At 36.0% G+C, this 17146-nt stretch carries 18 protein-coding genes; all 18 read left to right on the top strand.

The features are described from left to right. Window positions 1-156 precede the first annotated feature (156 nt). The 18 genes from thrS (at window position 157) to CYTFE_RS0113025 (ending at window position 17136) form a co-directional block, all read left to right on the top strand. Window positions 157-2106: a threonine--tRNA ligase gene (gene thrS, locus CYTFE_RS0113110; RefSeq protein ID WP_027472167.1), complete on the top strand. Its 1950-nt coding sequence runs from the start codon at window positions 157-159 to the stop codon at window positions 2104-2106. A gap of 4 nt (window positions 2107-2110) precedes the next feature. After that, window positions 2111-2695 carry a translation initiation factor IF-3 gene (gene infC, locus CYTFE_RS26405; protein WP_316929584.1) on the top strand — a complete coding sequence of 195 codons (585 nt, stop codon included), beginning with the start codon at window positions 2111-2113 and terminating at the stop codon, window positions 2693-2695. Window positions 2696-2729: 34 nt separating this feature from the next. Continuing rightward, complete coding sequence (gene rpmI / locus CYTFE_RS0113100; protein WP_027472165.1) at window positions 2730-2927, top strand: 50S ribosomal protein L35; 198 nt, start codon at window positions 2730-2732, stop codon at window positions 2925-2927. Between the two features lie 93 nt (window positions 2928-3020). Beyond that, window positions 3021-3371, top strand: coding sequence for a 50S ribosomal protein L20 (gene rplT / locus CYTFE_RS0113095; protein WP_027472164.1), 351 nt, complete (start codon window positions 3021-3023; stop codon window positions 3369-3371). Between the two features lie 312 nt (window positions 3372-3683). Next, complete coding sequence (gene dapB, locus CYTFE_RS0113090; RefSeq protein ID WP_027472163.1) at window positions 3684-4400, top strand: 4-hydroxy-tetrahydrodipicolinate reductase; 717 nt, start codon at window positions 3684-3686, stop codon at window positions 4398-4400. 16 nt (window positions 4401-4416) lie between these two features. Then, complete coding sequence (lepB, locus tag CYTFE_RS0113085) at window positions 4417-5856, top strand: signal peptidase I (RefSeq protein ID WP_027472162.1); 1440 nt, start codon at window positions 4417-4419, stop codon at window positions 5854-5856. Between the two features lie 110 nt (window positions 5857-5966). Then, window positions 5967-7199 carry a signal peptidase I gene (gene lepB / locus CYTFE_RS0113080; RefSeq protein WP_044262799.1) on the top strand — a complete coding sequence of 411 codons (1233 nt, stop codon included), beginning with the start codon at window positions 5967-5969 and terminating at the stop codon, window positions 7197-7199. 283 nt (window positions 7200-7482) lie between these two features. Then, the gene (locus CYTFE_RS26400; RefSeq protein WP_044214067.1) at window positions 7483-7761 is read left to right on the top strand and encodes a LapA family protein; all 279 of its coding nucleotides are present in this window, start codon (window positions 7483-7485) and stop codon (window positions 7759-7761) included. Continuing rightward, window positions 7754-8401, top strand: a complete 648-nt coding sequence (locus CYTFE_RS0113070) for a WbqC family protein (RefSeq protein WP_027472160.1) — start codon at window positions 7754-7756, stop codon at window positions 8399-8401. Before CYTFE_RS26400 ends, CYTFE_RS0113070 begins: the two co-directional genes overlap by 8 nt. Window positions 8402-8474: 73 nt before the next feature. Further along, window positions 8475-8882 carry a hypothetical protein gene (locus tag CYTFE_RS0113065; RefSeq protein ID WP_044214068.1) on the top strand — a complete coding sequence of 136 codons (408 nt, stop codon included), beginning with the start codon at window positions 8475-8477 and terminating at the stop codon, window positions 8880-8882. A gap of 579 nt (window positions 8883-9461) precedes the next feature. Next, window positions 9462-10502: a type VI secretion system tube protein TssD gene (tssD, locus tag CYTFE_RS0113060; RefSeq protein WP_027472158.1), complete on the top strand. Its 1041-nt coding sequence runs from the start codon at window positions 9462-9464 to the stop codon at window positions 10500-10502. Then, window positions 10502-11365 carry a hypothetical protein gene (locus CYTFE_RS0113055; RefSeq protein WP_027472157.1) on the top strand — a complete coding sequence of 288 codons (864 nt, stop codon included), beginning with the start codon at window positions 10502-10504 and terminating at the stop codon, window positions 11363-11365. Before tssD ends, CYTFE_RS0113055 begins: the two co-directional genes overlap by 1 nt. A 92-nt stretch (window positions 11366-11457) precedes the next feature. Next, window positions 11458-12492 (top strand): hypothetical protein, encoded by a 1035-nt coding sequence (locus CYTFE_RS0113050; RefSeq protein ID WP_027472156.1) that lies wholly within the window; start codon window positions 11458-11460, stop codon window positions 12490-12492. 230 nt (window positions 12493-12722) lie between these two features. Continuing rightward, window positions 12723-12956: a hypothetical protein gene (locus CYTFE_RS0113045; protein ID WP_154665666.1), complete on the top strand. Its 234-nt coding sequence runs from the start codon at window positions 12723-12725 to the stop codon at window positions 12954-12956. Window positions 12957-13048: 92 nt separating this feature from the next. Continuing rightward, entirely contained in the window at window positions 13049-14083 is a 1035-nt protein-coding gene (locus CYTFE_RS0113040) for a hypothetical protein (RefSeq protein WP_027472154.1), read from the top strand. Between the two features lie 185 nt (window positions 14084-14268). Beyond that, window positions 14269-14547, top strand: coding sequence for a hypothetical protein (locus CYTFE_RS0113035; protein ID WP_027472153.1), 279 nt, complete (start codon window positions 14269-14271; stop codon window positions 14545-14547). A 92-nt stretch (window positions 14548-14639) separates the two neighbouring features. Continuing rightward, window positions 14640-15674: a hypothetical protein gene (locus CYTFE_RS0113030; RefSeq protein ID WP_027472152.1), complete on the top strand. Its 1035-nt coding sequence runs from the start codon at window positions 14640-14642 to the stop codon at window positions 15672-15674. Between the two features lie 712 nt (window positions 15675-16386). Continuing rightward, window positions 16387-17136, top strand: coding sequence for a nitroreductase family protein (locus CYTFE_RS0113025; protein ID WP_152541733.1), 750 nt, complete (start codon window positions 16387-16389; stop codon window positions 17134-17136). Window positions 17137-17146: the final 10 nt, after the last annotated feature.

Here is a 17146-nt window from a genome sequence, read left to right as displayed (position 1 = left end):
ATTCAATCATTCTATGACATAAAATTAAAATGAACGATCCTTATATCACACTAACAAATATTATTTATCTTTGTCGTTCTTTTTATAATGAACTATTAACTTTTGTTGATTTTTGGGTGTTCGTATAATTCAGAATTGACAAATAATTTAAGAAACATGGTTAAAATAACCTTACCAGATAACAGTGTAAGAGAATATGAAGCCGGAGTAACCGGTTTGGAAATAGCCAAGAGTATTAGTCCTCGTTTGGCAAAAGAAGTTTTATCGATTTCAGTTAATGATGAAACGTGGGATCTTACACGTCCAATCAATACAGATGCCTCCATTAAATTGTATAAATGGGAGGATGATGAAGGGAAACATGCTTTTTGGCACTCTTCGGCTCACCTTATGGCTGAGGCCTTGGAAGCTTTGTATCCAGGTATGAAATTTGGTATAGGTCCTTCCATTGAAAATGGATTCTATTATGATGTAGATCCGGGTGAGGATATTGTGCTACGTGATGCGGATATGCCTCGGATTGAAGCCAAGATGAAAGAGCTGGCACGTCAAAAAAATGCCTATGTACGCACCGAAGTGAGTAAGGCTGACGCGCTTAAGTATTTTACAGATAAAGATGATGAGTATAAGCTGGAGTTGATTAATGAGCTAGAAGATGGTACCATCACATTTTATAAACAAGGTGCTTTTACAGATCTTTGCCGTGGGCCACACTTGCCTTCTACTGAGGTGGTAAAGGCCATTAAGGTATTGAGTATTGCCGGTGCCTATTGGAGAGGGGATGAAACACGTAAGCAATTAACGCGTGTTTATGCCATTACTTTTCCAAAGCAAAAGATGCTGGATGAGTATATGGTGAGGTTGGAAGAAGCTCAAAAACGTGATCATCGTAAGATAGGGAAAGAGTTGGAATTGTTTGCTTTTTCGCAACGAGTGGGTCAGGGCTTGCCTTTGTGGTTGCCTAAGGGTGCGAAGTTGCGTGAGCGTCTAGAGAACTTTTTAAAAAAGGTTCAGTTGCAATATGGTTATCAACAGGTTATTACTCCCCATATTGGGAATAAGGAGCTATATGTCACTTCTGGCCATTATGCCAAATACGGAAAAGATTCATTTCAGCCTATTACTACACCTACCGAAGGTGAAGAGTTTTTGCTGAAACCGATGAATTGTCCTCATCATTGTGAGATATACAAGGTGAAGCCTGTGTCTTATAAAGATTTGCCTATTCGTATGGCCGAGTTTGGTACCGTTTATCGTTATGAGCAGAGTGGTGAATTGCATGGTCTCACAAGAGTAAGAGGATTTACCCAGGATGATGCACATATTTTTTGTGCACCAGATCAGTTAAAAGAGGAGTTTAAGAAGGTAATAGATATTATTCTTTATATCTTTAAGGCTTTGGATTTTAAAGATTTTATTACGCAAGTGTCTCTGCGTGATCAGGAAGATAGAAGTAAGTATATCGGTAGTGATGAGAACTGGGAAAAGGCTGAGTCTGCTATTGTGGAGGCTTGTCAAGAGAGAGGCATGGAGACGATTGTAGAATATGGCGAAGCGGCATTTTATGGTCCTAAGCTTGACTTTATGGTTCGTGATGCCATTGGCCGTAAATGGCAGTTGGGCACTATTCAAGTAGATTATAACTTGCCCGAGCGTTTTGAATTGGAGTATATGGGTGGCGATGGAGTTAAACATCGCCCGGTCATGATACATAGAGCACCGTTTGGAAGTATGGAGCGTTTTGTGGCGGTATTGATTGAACATACAGCTGGAAAATTCCCGCTGTGGTTAACTCCTGAACAAGTGGTTGTTTTGCCAATTAGTGAAAAATATAATGATTACGCAAAAAAAGTTTCAAATGTCCTGAATAATTCCGATATTCGCAGCGTTTTAGACGACCGTAATGAGAAAATCGGGCGGAAAATTCGGGATAACGAACTGAAACGTATACCCTTTCTGCTTATTGTTGGAGAGAAAGAAGCAGAAACAAATACTGTTTCGGTACGTAAGCAAGGTGATGGTGATAAAGGAACCATGACCATTGAAGAATTTTCGGAATTTATCAATAAGGAAGTTGAAGAACAACTTTCTGCGATTGAAGCATAAATGAATATTAATTAAATTAAAGGAGGATCTTAAAATAGCACTTAATAGAAGAAGGAACAGCGGTCCGCCGCAGAAGGATACACCAAATTTTCGTGTAAATAACGAAATAAGAATTCCAAAAGTTAGACTAGTTGGTGAAAACGTTGATGAACCGGGGGTTTATTCTACATCTGAAGCCATAAAAATGGCTGATAGGTTGGATTTGGTGGAGATTTCTCCTAAAGCAGATCCTCCCGTATGTCGAATTACTGATTATCAGAAATTTCTGTATCAGCAAAAACGTAAGCAAAAAGAACTGAAGTCTAAAGCTGTAAAAGTGATTGTAAAGGAAATTAGGTTTGGACCTAATACCGATGATCATGATTATAACTTTAAGCTGAAGCATGCTGAAAAATTTCTTTCAGAAGGAGCAAAAGTAAAGGCCTATGTGTTTTTTAAAGGGCGTTCTATTTTGTTCAAAGAGAAAGGTGAGATCTTATTGTTGAGATTTGCTCAGGATCTGGAAGAATTTGGAAAGGTTGAGCAGCTACCTAAACTTGAAGGTAAAAGGATGATCATTTTCCTTTCACCTAAAAAAGTGAAGAAGTAAGCTTCAATTATATAAACATTTTAATAATAGTACAATGCCAAAGATGAAGACGAAATCCAGTGCGAAAAAGCGTTTTACGATCACTGGAAGCGGTAAGATTAAAAGAAAGCATGCCTTTAAAAGTCATATTTTGACTAAAAAGACAAAAAAGCAAAAGAGAAATCTTACTTACGCAACTTTAGTTCATCCAGCCGACGAGAGTAATATCAAGTTGTGTTTGAACATGAAGTAATAAGGAGCATCCTTAAGTAAAAAATTATTAATCGAATGAAGTTAGCTGAAAGATCCTGTAAGCAGGACGCTAGTCATTCTAAAACATGTAAAAATGCCAAGATCAGTAAATGCGGTTGCTTCAAGAGCACGTAGAAAAAAGATTTTAAAAGCCACCAAAGGTAACTTTGGACGTAGAAAAAATGTGTGGACGGTAGCTAAGAATACCTATGAAAAAGGTTTAGGATATGCTTACCGCGACAGAAAAAGAAAGAAAGGTCAGTTTAGAGCACTTTGGATTCAACGAATCAACGCTGCTGCACGTATCGAAGGAGTTTCTTATTCTAAATTGATGGGTGCAATGACCAAACAAAATATTGAGATTAATAGAAAAGTTCTTGCAGACTTAGCTGTTAACCATCCAGATGCTTTTAAAGCAGTTGTGCAAAAAGCCATGGCTAATTAGTACAGAGGATTTAACTTTTATAAAAGGGCAGAGAGGTATATAGCTTCTTTGCCCTTTTTTTTGCCTTATGGGTGAATTTACGCTATTGTTTGCGCTTTGATAACTATCTTTTTTATATTTGCCAAACTAATATATATGAGAATTCAATCAAAGATGGAGAGATTAGGAGAGGTTAATATTTGGTTAAAGCCGATGTTAACTCATCTTTATGTTAGTTAGTCTCTTATCTTTGTTCTTATCTTATAAAAATAATTTGAAAAGATTTTTAGTGGGTAGTACAGCTTAAAAATCTCTTAAATAAACATCTACTTTATGAATATTGCGTTAATAGGTTATGGTAAAATGGGCAAGGAAATAGAAAAGATTGCTCAGGAAAGAGGTCATAACATTACAGCCAGGATAGATATGCAGAGCGGAGATGCCTTCGATGGGGAAGGATTTGCTGCTGCCGATGTAGCCATTGAGTTTACCATGCCCGCAGCGGCTTATGGTAATTATATGGAGTGTTTTAAACGAAATAAACCGGTTGTGTCTGGTACCACCGGTTGGCTTAATAAGTTAAACGACATAAAGGAACAATGTGAAAATAAGGGACAAACTTTTTTTTATGCTTCTAACTTCAGTGTAGGGGTGAATGTCTTTTTTGAGATCAATAAGAAATTAGCGCAATTGATGAATGGTGTGTCAGGCTATGAAGTATCTATGGAAGAAACACATCATATTCATAAAAAGGATAGTCCCAGTGGAACTGCTATCACCCTCGCCGAAGGTATTATTGATCAATTGGATGGTAAAACAGGTTGGACTGAAGATCAATTTCCAAAAGATAATGAAATTCAAATTGAAGCCTTTCGTAGAGAGGAAGTGCCTGGTATTCATACTGTTATTTATGATTCTGAAGTGGATGAAATTATTATTCACCATAGCGCTAAGTCACGCAAAGGATTTGCTTTGGGCGCTGTACTCGCTGCTGAATTCACAGCAAAGAATAAAGGATTCCTGGGGATGGGTGATATGCTTAAATTTTAACTAAAACTTAATTATTATGCCAAAAAAATCTGTTGTAACGTGGATTAGATTTTCCATAGCAGCTCTTGTATATTTTTTATGGGTAATCTGGGTAGGTAACTATTGGTTATTGCTTGGTTTACCGATTATATTCGATATTTATATTTCTAAAAAAGTGCCTTGGAGTTTTTGGAAACGAACCAAAGATGGTAAAAAACCAAGTGCTTTTGTGGAGTGGGCAGATGCATTGATCTTTGCTTTGGTGGCTGTGTATTTTATTAATCTCTTTTTGTTTCAAAATTATAAAATACCTACTTCATCTCTTGAAAAATCCTTGTTAGTAGGGGATCATTTGTTTGTGAGTAAGGTGAGCTATGGTCCTCGTATTCCCAATACACCGCTGTCTTTTCCCTTGTTACAAAATACCATTCCTATTTTAAATACTAAATCGTATGTGGAATGGCCACAGTGGGATTATCATCGCCTAAAAGGCTTGGGCAAAGTTGAAAATAATGATATTGTGGTTTTTAATTTCCCTACACAGGATACTGTGCCTGTGAAGTATGTAAACCCAGACTATTATGTGGAGTCGCGCAGAAAGGGATGGGAAGTGGCCTATCGTGATAAGAGTGTGATGGCAGGGTTTGAGAATGCCAGTCAATGGGAAATCAATAATAGATTACGTGAGTTGGGAAAACAACAAATACTGTTAAACCCGCATTACTATGGCGAGGTGATATACAGACCTGTCGATAGACGAGATAATTATGTGAAGAGATGTATTGCCATTGCCGGGGATACACTGGAGTTTCGTCATAATCAGGTTTATATTAATGGCAAAAAAGCTGTGAATCCTCCAGGATTACAGCATTGGTATAACATCATGACTGATGGTACAAAACTCAATAGTAGGTTTTTAGATAAGCTTGAAATATCTGCTGAGGATGCGAGTAATATGGGTATGGGACCTTATTATCGTTTGCCTTTGACGGAGGAAAAAGCTGAAAAAATGAAGACTTACCCTTTTATTCGACAAATGGCCATGGATGAAGAAAAAGTGGATTCTACACAGGCACCCAGCGTTTGGCCTTATAGTACAGACTATATGTGGAGTCGTGATAATTATGGTCCCTTATATATTCCTAAAAAAGGAGATACCGTAAAACTGACCATGGAAAATCTGGTAATCTATGATCGTGTGATCACAGCTTATGAAGGAAATAAATTGAGGGTTAAAAATGGTGAGTTCTTTATTAATGGTGAAAAAACGGATGAGTATACCTTTAAAATGGATTACTATTTTATGATAGGTGATAATCGCCATCAGTCCGCTGACTCCAGGTATTGGGGCTTCGTTCCCGAGGATCATATCGTTGGACGTCCCATATTGGTGTGGTTATCCTTGAACAAGGATAAGTCGTGGTTTGGTGGTAAAATAAGGTTCGACCGCTTTTTTAAATGGGTGGTGAACGAATAAGGCAACGAATAATATACTTGAAAGCAGGGGTGGGGTAATGTTATTCGCTCCTGCTTTTTTGTTTTATGCCTCTTGAAACGCATCGTAGTAAATTGTATAATCAAATAGGAATGTACCTAAGAGTGATGGTTAAATTAGTGGTGGCTGCGCTACTCTTTTTATTAGGAGTGTGGACGCAAAGTTTATTGCCGTTTGTGGCTATGGTTATTTTAGGAGATTCGATGCGCAAAAAATCCTATGGCCATTTAGTCTGGTGCTATCTTCAAAAGAGGTTGCAGCCTTATTTTTGTTATTTTGAATGGAGTGTTGCCCTATTGGCTGCACTTTGGGTACTTGTTTTTGTACAAGGTAATTTTATTGGTATTTATACTTTTCATACTTCCTCTATGCATCAAACTTTGCAAGTGGGAGACGTTTTGTTGGTTAATAAATTAATTCCTGGAGCAAGGCATGCTTGCAATGATATACATTCGTATGGCAGAAGTAAGGGCAGTGCTCCGCTCTCTTATGGGGATGTGATTATTTTTAATTTTCCTGAAGCGGATACTTTGTTGGAGAGTAGGCCTACTGAAAGTTATTATTACCTGAAACGACTATACGGTGCTGCGAGTGTTGAATTGAAGGATAAAACAGAACTGAAATATCTGGATGTTAAGCGCCGTCCTCGTTTTGTAAAAAGATTATATGGACTTCCCGGCGACTCGATTGTTATAGATCATGGTGATTGTTATGTCAATGGTATGCACATTGATTTTCCTCAAGAGTCCATAGGAAGATACCTCATAGATAAGGATGTGGTTCAGGCGCTGAAAGACAAAGGTGTTAGGCCCTATAGTGAATTAACGACCGAAAAAGGTTTGTCGTGGGAAATCATACAACAAGATTATGATCGTGTGAGAGATTTGTATGGAGGCCTGAAGCCTGATTATATGCTAAAGAATTTCCCCGATCCTTTGGTATTTCCCTTTGATAGCCATCTGCTTTGGAATATGCATTATATGGGGCCTATTTATATACCTAAAAAGGGGACAAGCATAAAGTTGACGCTTAGTAATTTGCCATTTTACAGTAGAGTCATGACCGTTTTTGAGCAAAATGAACTGCAAGTAATAGATGGCAAGATTTGGCTCAATGGCAAAATAACCGATGAATATACTTTTAAAATGAATTATTATTGGGTGATTGGGGATAACCGACCGCATTCTTTCGATAGCCGCTTTTGGGGTTTTGTACCGGAAAACCATATTATTGGAAAGGTGACCCGTGTTCTTTTGTCAAGAGATATACATAAAAAAGGTTGGATATATCTTAGGAAAGAACGATTTTTGAAAAAGGTAGAATAGTTTGTCGTATATGTCTTTGTTCTGTAGACCTAAGACAGGTTGCTATTGACCTGGTTAGGTTTGTGACAAGCTATGAATCAAGTTTGTTGCTTTATGATCTAATATGAAACGTGCCATGGGAATGGATTTGCACACGAGAAGATGATTCATTCTGGTGTGTTCCATATGGCCATTGAAAGAAAATTATAAACATATGAAACGAGCCATGAGAGTGATCTCTCACACAGGTGAATGATTATCACGGCGAGTTCCATATGACCATTAAGAAATAAATTATAAACATATGAAAAAGTCTTTTTGGATATTGATGGTATTGGCTGTTTTGGTTGTTGTTTTTTCAGTTCAGAATGCCGACCCGGTACATATTAGGGTGCTTACCTGGCAGGGAGATATATCCCTGGCTATTTTGTTAATAACAACTTTTATTCTGGGAGCTTTAGTGGGGGCGCTTTATTATGGTTTGACCATGCGTCAGAAAAAGAATAGCAAAAAGGATAATATTGCCCGGGATATTCCATTTGAAAAAGAGAAAAAGCAAGAAGAGATCGAAGCAGATGAATAATACTTGTACCTTGTTTACTACAGCTTACCTGCCTCCTGTTCAGTACTTGGCTCATATGCTTTATGCTGAAAATCCAGTGATGGAACACCATGATCATTACGTGAAGCAGACATATAGAAATCGATGTGATATTATGGGAGCTAATGGAGCGATTTCTTTAACAGTGCCTGTTGCTAAGGGACGAAGGTTAAAGGTGAAAACCAAAGATCTGGAGATTTCCTATGATGAACGATGGCAAGCTTTACATTGGCGCTCTATTGTTTCTGCTTATAGCTCATCTCCTTTTTTTGAGTTCTATATGGATGATTTTAAGCCTTTTTATGAGCAGAAATATCGTTTTTTATTTGATTTTAATCTAAAATTGCTTCAGGTAATCTATGATGCTTTGGATTGTCCTTTGAATGTTAAATTAACGGATGCATATGTCGCCGCAAATGCAGAGCGTGTTGTTGACTATCGGGAGCTTATTCATCCTAAAAAGAATTATGCAGAGATGGATAGGGGGTTTAAAGTCTTGGAGTACAGACAGGTTTTTCAAGATCGTTTTTCTTTTACGCCCAATTTAAGTGTGATAGACCTGATATTTAACAAAGGCCCGGAGGCTATTGATTATCTGGAGGAAAGTATTGTGATGAAATAACTGTATTGACGAATACATTATCTTGTTAATGCATTCCATTGGGTAATGTTAAAATTCATATAACAGAATAAGAATGTACCCCGAAGTCTCATTTTTTAAACGAAACAATGTAAGCATTAGAATAGTAGTGACTTTATTTTTGTTGGAATTGTTATATCTTTTAAACAGAGATGTTTTGCGTCCGTCGTTTAGATCAAACGAGGCAGTTGTAGTGCTTTTAGGCTCTTTGCCTAACTTTCTGGCCGCGTTCGGGGTGTGTCTTGCTTTAATACCACTTTGCCTGCGCTGGGGTGATAAAAAGGTGGGGCGTTCTTTTGTTTATCTGGTCTCTATTATTTGTTGGGGTCTGTTGATGCAGGAGGAAATTACGCCTTTTGCCTTTGGTAGTTGTGTAAATGATGTCAATGATATGATAGCAAGTACTATCGGCACTGCCGTGGGAATAGGTTTTTATGAAATGCTTGTTCCTGATCAGGTATAAAAGTTGGTTTGCTTTTGTTTAGTCAGTGTTTAAATAGTTTTTTATATGATTAGCATTTGATTTTTAATGACCATATAGAACTTACCAATATTGATCATTTTCCTGTGTGTGAAGCTATTGCTAATGCTCCTTTCGTATCCTCAATAGATCGATTCAAAAATGAACATGCCTCCCGTGCATTTATATTCGTCATGAAAGAAGCGACCCTGTGTTTCTGAGCAACCATGGTCCAAGTCAATTTGAAATAATAAGCTTAATTGTTAAGTTTCATAGGATTAAACGTATGATGGAATTCAGGCATTGTGTTTATGCGCCGTTATTGGAAGCTTCCATTTTAATACTCCATTTACCCTTTTTTTAACGTTTCCTCATGAAAGAGAAAGTACTCATATTAATACTATTTTACGTTACACATTTAATTATACGAATGATATTCAAATTCTTTTATTATTCTCACTTAGATACTTACATAAGTAATACTTGATTTGTTTAAGTCAATGATTTATGTTAAAATTGTAGTATAATTAATATTATTAACCAAATTCTCAACTTATTTTTCTTATCCATTGTCCAATAACTATGTATAAAATTAAACTGGTTGTAAACAGCTATGAACGCTGGCTTACAGGTCTTCATTATGAGTATTTTTGCCCCATTGAAGTAGATAAAAAGTACTACCTAAAATTCCTACAAAAGAATTTCCCGTATGAAATGAGTGATGCCTACGATTTACATCCATACGGACATATACTACCATCAGTTAAAAAGAGTAGATTAGACGACCAATTGCAGCGTGATACGATGCGCCAAGTTGAATCAGGCTTCTATGGACCTCCTTTCGTATTTAATGACTTATGCTTAGGTCAATTTAACGAGAGCGACACCAAAAAAGTAGGCTACTACAACACCCTTGCCAAAGCACGACACGATGCCGGTCTTGATTATGGCATCGTGCCCAACTACACCCACAACTACGATAAGTACCTGCGCCCGGTTCAAAACATGACTGCCCGTACGAGCTATAATAAAATAGGTGGCATATTTAGTTTAGAGCTTGATAGTTCGGAGAATGATGACTATTTATACGAGTGGCTACTCAGCAACCAAATGCGCCAAGGCAAATTGGTATTTTACGATGGAGATGGCGACCAAGCCTTTAAAATTGAATTTTGGGACTGTTTCTGTATTCGTATTGGCGAACAAATGACCTCAACAAGTAGCACTGCCATGAAAATGAATGTACGTCTATCGCCTGCTATTACCCGTAATCGAAACGAAGAACACCAAAAAGTGTGGAAGATTACTGATATTACGCCTAGTAGTAATGCATTTGGGTCAGGACCAGTAGGTGAGGAGATTGTGGAGGAAGGAAAAGTTATTTCATGTAAGTTTATTGACGAAGATGGTAATGATATTTCGAATCCGAAGAAAAATCAAAATATAACCTTGGTGATTAATACCACTGGTTTGGTGGGTAAGCGCATAAGCATAAATCTTGGCGATGATAAAATTGATTACGAATACGAAGGGACTTACCTTGAAAACGACCTATTAGAAAATATTTCAGTAAGTGATGATATAATAAAATTACCTCTCAAAACCCTAAAACAACGCAAATAATGGCAAGAGTATATGAAGTTGGAAACGAAAGTAACTACGCAGAAACACCTGGTTTAGTTATGTTAATCGAATGCGATTTAACCCCTCCCCCTATTGCAATTGGTAAAATAGAATACTATTTTAATAGATTTGAGAACTTTATAGAGCGCCACCCTGATTGCGAGCATACACCACCCGACTATTACTATGGTGTATTGGTAAATGTCGATGAGGAAATAGATACAGAAGACCTAAAAGAATTGGTTGACGATACAAAGTTACCCATATATGAGCGTGCCGATGGCAAGAAAAAACCCGACCCAACACAAAGCTATGGGCATAAATACTGTACCAAGTTTAGTAAGCTAAAACCCGAATTAACTCCCGCAGGGCAAGAGTGGTTACATAAAACCCTCAAGTATCTGCAAAAGTATATGGAATTAGGCGTAGTTGACAAGGCTTATGTATCTAAGTATAATCATAATTTTAATAAAAAAAATGGGCTGGATGAGGAAGCTAATATTAAGCTCTTTTATACCGATATTGAATTGAATAACGATAAGTTTAGGAGTTTTGCTTTTGCTACCCACCCCGATGCTTATGATCCACTTACTATGCAAAAGTTACCTATGCAAGATTTGTTGCGTATTTTATCTACTCCCGAATTAAAGGAGTGGGGAGAATGGGATACATGGGAGCAAGCATGGATTATGGCTTGCGAAATAATTCCCAATGAGTTAAAAACTTGGCAAATAACAGAAGCTACTTGGGAAAAACTAAAAAAGGATTATCCTAATGCAACACGCATTATTACAGACCGCCAAAAGTTATTAAATGAAAAACTAAATGAATTAAAATCGCATTGGGAACAGTTTAGCTTATAAGAACATAATAACAAATGAAGAAGTTTTTTTTAGTAATAATTACAATATTAATAGCCTTGTTACTATTTAATTGTAAACGACAATTAATAAATATGAATTGGAAAGAAATAGATTTTATCGATATACCAGGTGAAACTCCATATATGGGCTTTGCCTCAGCATTAAGTAACTACGATATAAAAAAAATATTGCCTGTAAGCGACAAACAATTTATTTTAGTGGGTAGTAACGAACCACAATCTATGGATTACGAACCTGATCCTGGTTGCGATGCCATCGTATTTACATCCTCTGATGGTGGCGATAATTTAAAAAAAACAATATTGGGTAAAGGGGTTTGTAAGGGTGTTATATATATTGATAGCACCTATTATATTAAAGTTGCTACGGGTGATAAAGGATGGTCGTCTTATTTAGTGAAGGCCGATGCCGACTTTAATAAGTGGGAAGTAGTAGGTGCTTACGATAATAATAATATTTATAAAATTGATTTCTTTAGTAAAGAAATAGGTGTTGCTTGTTTTTTTGATAATGACACAGAAAAACCTATAAATAAATACACCTATGATGGCGGTGTAACTTGGCATTTATTTAAGCATTATCCTGATTATTATATAAATATATCGAGATTGATTTCAGCAACAGAAGTAGAATATTTGCACAATAACAACTATATGAAATATGATTTTATTACCGGGGAAGAAGAAATTTTAGCTAAGGATATATACCCTAAAGGGTGTAAACAAAAGCTATCTGTTAATATTAGCACTTGCAAAAAACAACTGTATGTAAGTTTCACAAAAGAACAATCGGATTATAAAACACATATTAAATTTATAAAAACCAACGAAATAATAAAACTACCAAAGGGCATAAAAATGTATACCGATGTAGCAGTGCATGGCGATTATATTCACGCCATGAATCATGATGGCCCTTGGTATAATTACATATATAGCACGGATAGAGGAAAAACCTGGCACACCGAAAAACTACGCGATTTCTTTGTTACACCAAACCCTATAGCCTATTATGGTAAAGGTCAGGTTTATGCAGAAATAGGGTATATAAGAGCCGAGCAAGAAGGCAGAGGTGCACGGCTTGGTATACGCCAAATAACAGAATAATAAAAGTAGCGTCTATCTTAGTTAGTGGCTGCAAGAAAACGACTGTTTTTTCTGTCTTTGATAAGAAAGCTTCAAAGACAAGGCTTTCGATATTTTTGAAACCAAGGAGTTTACTGATTGTAAATGACTGTTTCAAAAATGAGAATAACGCAGTATTTGGAGTTTTCTTGCAAAGACTAGTTAAGATGGACGCTTTTTTCTGCTGATTAGCACAAGATTTATTGCGTATTTTGGCTACACCTGAATTAAAAGAGTGGACAGCATGGGATACGTGGGAGCAAGCATGGATTATGGCTTGCGAAATAATTCCCAATAAGTTAGAAACTTGGCAAATAACTGAAGCTACTTGGGAAAAACTAAAAAAGGATTATCCTAATGCAACACGCATTATTACAGACTCCCAAAAGTTATTAAATGAAAAACTAAATGAATTAAAATCGCACTGGGAACAGTTTAGCTTATAGGAACATAATAACAAATGAAGAAGTTTTTTTTAGTAATAATTACAATATTAATAGCCCTGCTACTATTTAATTGTAAACGACAATTAATAAATATGAACTGGAAAGAAATAGATTTTATTGATATACCGGGTGAAACCAAACATGATACTTATTTTGCGGCATTAAGTAATTACGATATAAAAAAAATATTGCCAGTTAGCGAGCAGAAATTTATTTTAGTGGGTAGTAATGGCCCTCAAACCAGGAGAGCTGATGTGACAAAGAAATGCGATGCCATCGTATTTACATCCTCTGATGGTGGCGATAACTTTAAAAAGACAATATTGGGTAAAGGGGTTTGTAAGGGTGTTATATATATTGATAGCACCTATTATATTAAAGTTGCTACGGGTGATAAAGGATGGTCGTCTTATTTAGTGAAGGCCGATGCCGACTTTAATAAGTGGGAAGTAGTAGGTGCTTACGATAATAATAATATTTATAAAATTGATTTCTTTAGTAAAGAAATAGGTGTTGCTTGTTTCTTTGATAATGACACAGAAAAACCTATAAATAAATACACCTATGATGGCGGTGTAACTTGGCATTTATTTAAGCATTATCCTGATTATTATATAAATATATCGAGATTGATTTCAGCAACAGAAGTGGAGTATTTGCACAATAACAACTATATGAAATATGATTTTATTACCGGGGAAGAAGAAATTTTAGCTAAGGATATATACCCTAAAGGGTGTAAACAAAAGCTATCTGTTAATATTAGCACTTGCAAAAAACAACTATATGTAAGTTTCACAAAAGAACAATCGGATTATAAAACACATATTAAATTTATAAAAACCAACGAAATAATAAAACTACCAAAGGGCATAAAAATGTATACCGATGTAGCAGTGCATGGCGATTATATTCACGCCATGAATCATGATGGCCCTTGGTATAATTACATATATAGCAAGGATAGAGGAAAAACCTGGCATACCGAAAAACTACGCGATTTCTTTGTTACACCAAACCCTATCGCCTATTATGGTAAAGGTCAGGTTTATGCAGAAATTGATTACATAAGAGCCGAGCAAGAAGGCAGAGGTGCACGACTTGGTATACGCCAAATAACAGAATAATAAAAGTAGCGTCTATCTTAGTTTGTGGCTGCAAGAAAACGACTGTTTTTTCTGTCTTTGATAAGAAAGCTTCAAAGACAAGGCTTTCGATATTTTTGAAACCAAGGAGTTTACTGATTGTAAATGACTGTTTCAAAAATGAGAATAACGTAGTATTTGGAGTTTTCTTGCAAAGACTAGTTAAGATGGACGCTTTTTTCTGCAGATTAGTACAAGATTTATTGCGTATTTTGGCTACACCTGAATTAAAAGAGTGGACAGCATGGGATACGTGGGAGCAAGCATGGATTATGGCTTGCGAAATAATTCCCAATGAGTTAGAAACTTGGCAAATAACTGAAGCTACTTGGGAAAAACTAAAAAAGGATCATCCTAATGCAACACGCATTATTACAGACTCCCAAAAGTTATTAAATGAAAAACTAAATGAATTAAAATCGCACTGGGAACAGTTTAGCTTATAGGAACATAATAACAAATGAAGAAGTTTTTTTTAGTAATAATTACAATATTAATAGCCCTGCTACTATTTAATTGTAAACGACAATTAATAAATATGAACTGGAAAGAAATAGATTTTATCGATATGCCGGGTGAAACCAAACATGATACTTATTTTGCGGCATTAAGTAATTACGATATAAAAAAAATATTGCCAGTTAGCGAGCAGCAATTTATTTTAGTGGGTAGTAACGAACCACAATCTATGGATTACGAACCTGATCCTGGTTGCGATGCCATTGTATTTACATCCTCTGATGGTGGCGATAACTTTAAAAAGACAATATTGGGTAAAGGGGTTTGTGAGCGCGTTGTATTTATTGATAGCACTTATTATATTACGGTTGCTACTGGTGATAAAAATTGGTCATCTTATTTGGTGAAGGCTGATGCTGATTTTAAAAAGTGGAAAATCGTAAGTAATTATGATAAGATAAATATAGATAACCTATTTTTTATAAATAAAAAGGTAGGTGTAGCTAGTTTTTTTAGTTTCTACAATCGAATCTCAGAAAATAAGTACACTTATGATGGTGGTGTGACTTGGCATGATTTTAAGTATAGTCCTGATTATTATATAAATATATCGAGATTGGTTTCAGAAACAGAAGTGGAGTATTTGCACAATAACAACTATATGAAATATGATTTTATTACCGGGGAAGAAGAAATTTTAGCTAAGGATATATACCCTAAAGGGTGTAAACAAAAGCTATCTGTTAATATTAGCACTTGCAAAAAGCAACTGTATGTAAGTTTCACAAAAGAACAATCGGATTACAAAACACATATTAAATTTATAAAAACCAACGAAATAATAAAACTACCAAAGGGCATAAAAATGTATACCTATGTAGCAGTGCATGGCGATTATATTCACGCCATGAATCACGATGGCCCTTGGTATAATTACATATATAGCACGGATAGAGGAAAAACCTGGCATACCGAAAAACTACGCGATTTCTTTGTTACGCCAAACCCTATCGCCTATTATGGTAAAGGTCAGGTTTATGCAGAAATTGATTACATAAGAGCCGAGCAAGAAGGCAGAGGTGCACGACTTGGTATACGCCAAATAACAGAATAATAAAAGTAGCGTCTATCTTAGTTAGTGGCTGCAAGGAAACGACTGTTTTTTCTGTCTTTGATAAGAAAGCTTCAAAGACAAGGCTTTCGATATTTTTGAAACCAAGGAGTTTACTGATTGTAAATGACTGTTTCAAAAATGAGAATAACGCAGTATTTGGAGTTTTCTTGCAAAGACTAGTTAAGATGGACGCTTTTTCCTGCTGATTAATACAAGATTTATTGCGTATTTTGGCTACACCCGAATTGAAGAAGTGGGAAGTCTATTATCTCTATTAATCGTTTGTGGAATTCAAATATACGTCATCTCTTTTTACGGTTCTTTATAAGTGTTCTATGTATATATTATTCAAGGCTCTTTTTTATTATTCACGCTGTTTTAATCACCTTGAATTTTAGTGCGTTAATTCATTTTTTCAGGTAAATTGCGCCCCTTGATCTGAATTAGCAATCTCTGGTTCACCTTGTTAAAATTTGTATCAATAATATAATAATAGCCGCATGACGGGGTGTTAATATGTAGGGTTCTGTGAGAGGCTTAGTGTGAAACTCCCTTTGTTTACTCGGCTGCGCGTACTTATACGCATGCATATAACCAATATAGTAACAACAGAAAATCATACTATCCTTTTTGACTGTTATTGTGTAATTTGAAAACTGTATATATTTTTGGCACTATAAAAATTATAGTTTAACATTAATTATTTACAGAAATGAAAAAAGGGATTTTAATTATAGCAACTATCGTGGGAGTCTTAAGTGCTTGTACTTCAAAAGAAAAAGAAGAATCATCAACGATTTCTCTGGATCATCAAATCATAGAAGACCTAAACCAACGCTATACAGCAAAGGCTTATGATAAAACAAAACGTGTTTCGCCCGAGAATTTAGCAACCATCGAAGAAGTGTTGCGTTTATCACCTTCCTCTATTAATTCACAACCTTGGAAATTCATCGTTATTAAAAGTGATGAAGCAAAACAACGTTTGGCCAAAACTTTTGAAAGTTATAAATTTAATCAACCACACGCTACCAATGCTTCAGAAATTATTCTTTTTGCCAATAAAGTTCATTTTGACAAAGAGGATTACAAAAAACGATTAGATGCGAGCGTAAAGGCCGGCCGCATGAATCAAAAAGGATATGACAAAATGCTAACAAATGCATTCAAATTTGCTGAAAAGGCGGCCGATGAAAACGGAAATAATAGTAACTGGACAAAAGCACAGTCTTACATTGCGTTAGGTAATGTGTTACACGCATTATCACGTTTAAAGATTGATTCCACACCAATGGAGGGTGTAGATGCAGAGGCGATTGGGGAGGAGTTTGCCAAAGAATTAGGCGATGATTACAAATGTACTTTTGCCTTAGCGATTGGTTATCATGATGATAAAAAAGATTACAATCGTAAATTGCCAAAAGCACGTATGGCAAAAGAAGATGTAATTATTGAACTTTAATTAGTTTTCA

Source organism: Saccharicrinis fermentans DSM 9555 = JCM 21142 (assembly GCF_000517085.1).
GTDB classification, from domain to species: Bacteria; Bacteroidota; Bacteroidia; order Bacteroidales; family Marinilabiliaceae; genus Saccharicrinis; species Saccharicrinis fermentans.
The sequence above is the reverse complement of the archived record's forward strand: the minus strand, read 5'-3'. Positions and strand labels throughout refer to the sequence as shown.

Bases quoted from the DNA above. Each gene is read 5' to 3' on its own strand.
- CYTFE_RS0113055 (WP_027472157.1), top strand. From the start codon at position 10,502: ATGGCAAGAGTATATGAAGTTGGAAACGAAAGTAACTACGCAGAAACA.
- CYTFE_RS0113070 (WP_027472160.1), top strand. From the start codon at position 7,754: ATGAATAATACTTGTACCTTGTTTACTACAGCTTACCTGCCTCCTGTT.
- lepB (WP_027472162.1), top strand. From the start codon at position 4,417: ATGCCAAAAAAATCTGTTGTAACGTGGATTAGATTTTCCATAGCAGCT.
- dapB (WP_027472163.1), top strand. From the start codon at position 3,684: ATGAATATTGCGTTAATAGGTTATGGTAAAATGGGCAAGGAAATAGAA.
- CYTFE_RS26400 (WP_044214067.1), top strand. From the start codon at position 7,483: ATGAAAAAGTCTTTTTGGATATTGATGGTATTGGCTGTTTTGGTTGTT.
- CYTFE_RS0113030 (WP_027472152.1), top strand. From the start codon at position 14,640: ATGAACTGGAAAGAAATAGATTTTATCGATATGCCGGGTGAAACCAAA.
- CYTFE_RS0113040 (WP_027472154.1), top strand. From the start codon at position 13,049: ATGAACTGGAAAGAAATAGATTTTATTGATATACCGGGTGAAACCAAA.
- rplT (WP_027472164.1), top strand. From the start codon at position 3,021: ATGCCAAGATCAGTAAATGCGGTTGCTTCAAGAGCACGTAGAAAAAAG.
- CYTFE_RS0113025 (WP_152541733.1), top strand. From the start codon at position 16,387: ATGAAAAAAGGGATTTTAATTATAGCAACTATCGTGGGAGTCTTAAGT.
- CYTFE_RS0113050 (WP_027472156.1), top strand. From the start codon at position 11,458: ATGAATTGGAAAGAAATAGATTTTATCGATATACCAGGTGAAACTCCA.
- CYTFE_RS0113035 (WP_027472153.1), top strand. From the start codon at position 14,269: ATGGACGCTTTTTTCTGCAGATTAGTACAAGATTTATTGCGTATTTTG.
- lepB (WP_044262799.1), top strand. From the start codon at position 5,967: ATGTACCTAAGAGTGATGGTTAAATTAGTGGTGGCTGCGCTACTCTTT.
- rpmI (WP_027472165.1), top strand. From the start codon at position 2,730: ATGCCAAAGATGAAGACGAAATCCAGTGCGAAAAAGCGTTTTACGATC.
- tssD (WP_027472158.1), top strand. From the start codon at position 9,462: ATGTATAAAATTAAACTGGTTGTAAACAGCTATGAACGCTGGCTTACA.
- CYTFE_RS0113065 (WP_044214068.1), top strand. From the start codon at position 8,475: ATGTACCCCGAAGTCTCATTTTTTAAACGAAACAATGTAAGCATTAGA.
- thrS (WP_027472167.1), top strand. From the start codon at position 157: ATGGTTAAAATAACCTTACCAGATAACAGTGTAAGAGAATATGAAGCC.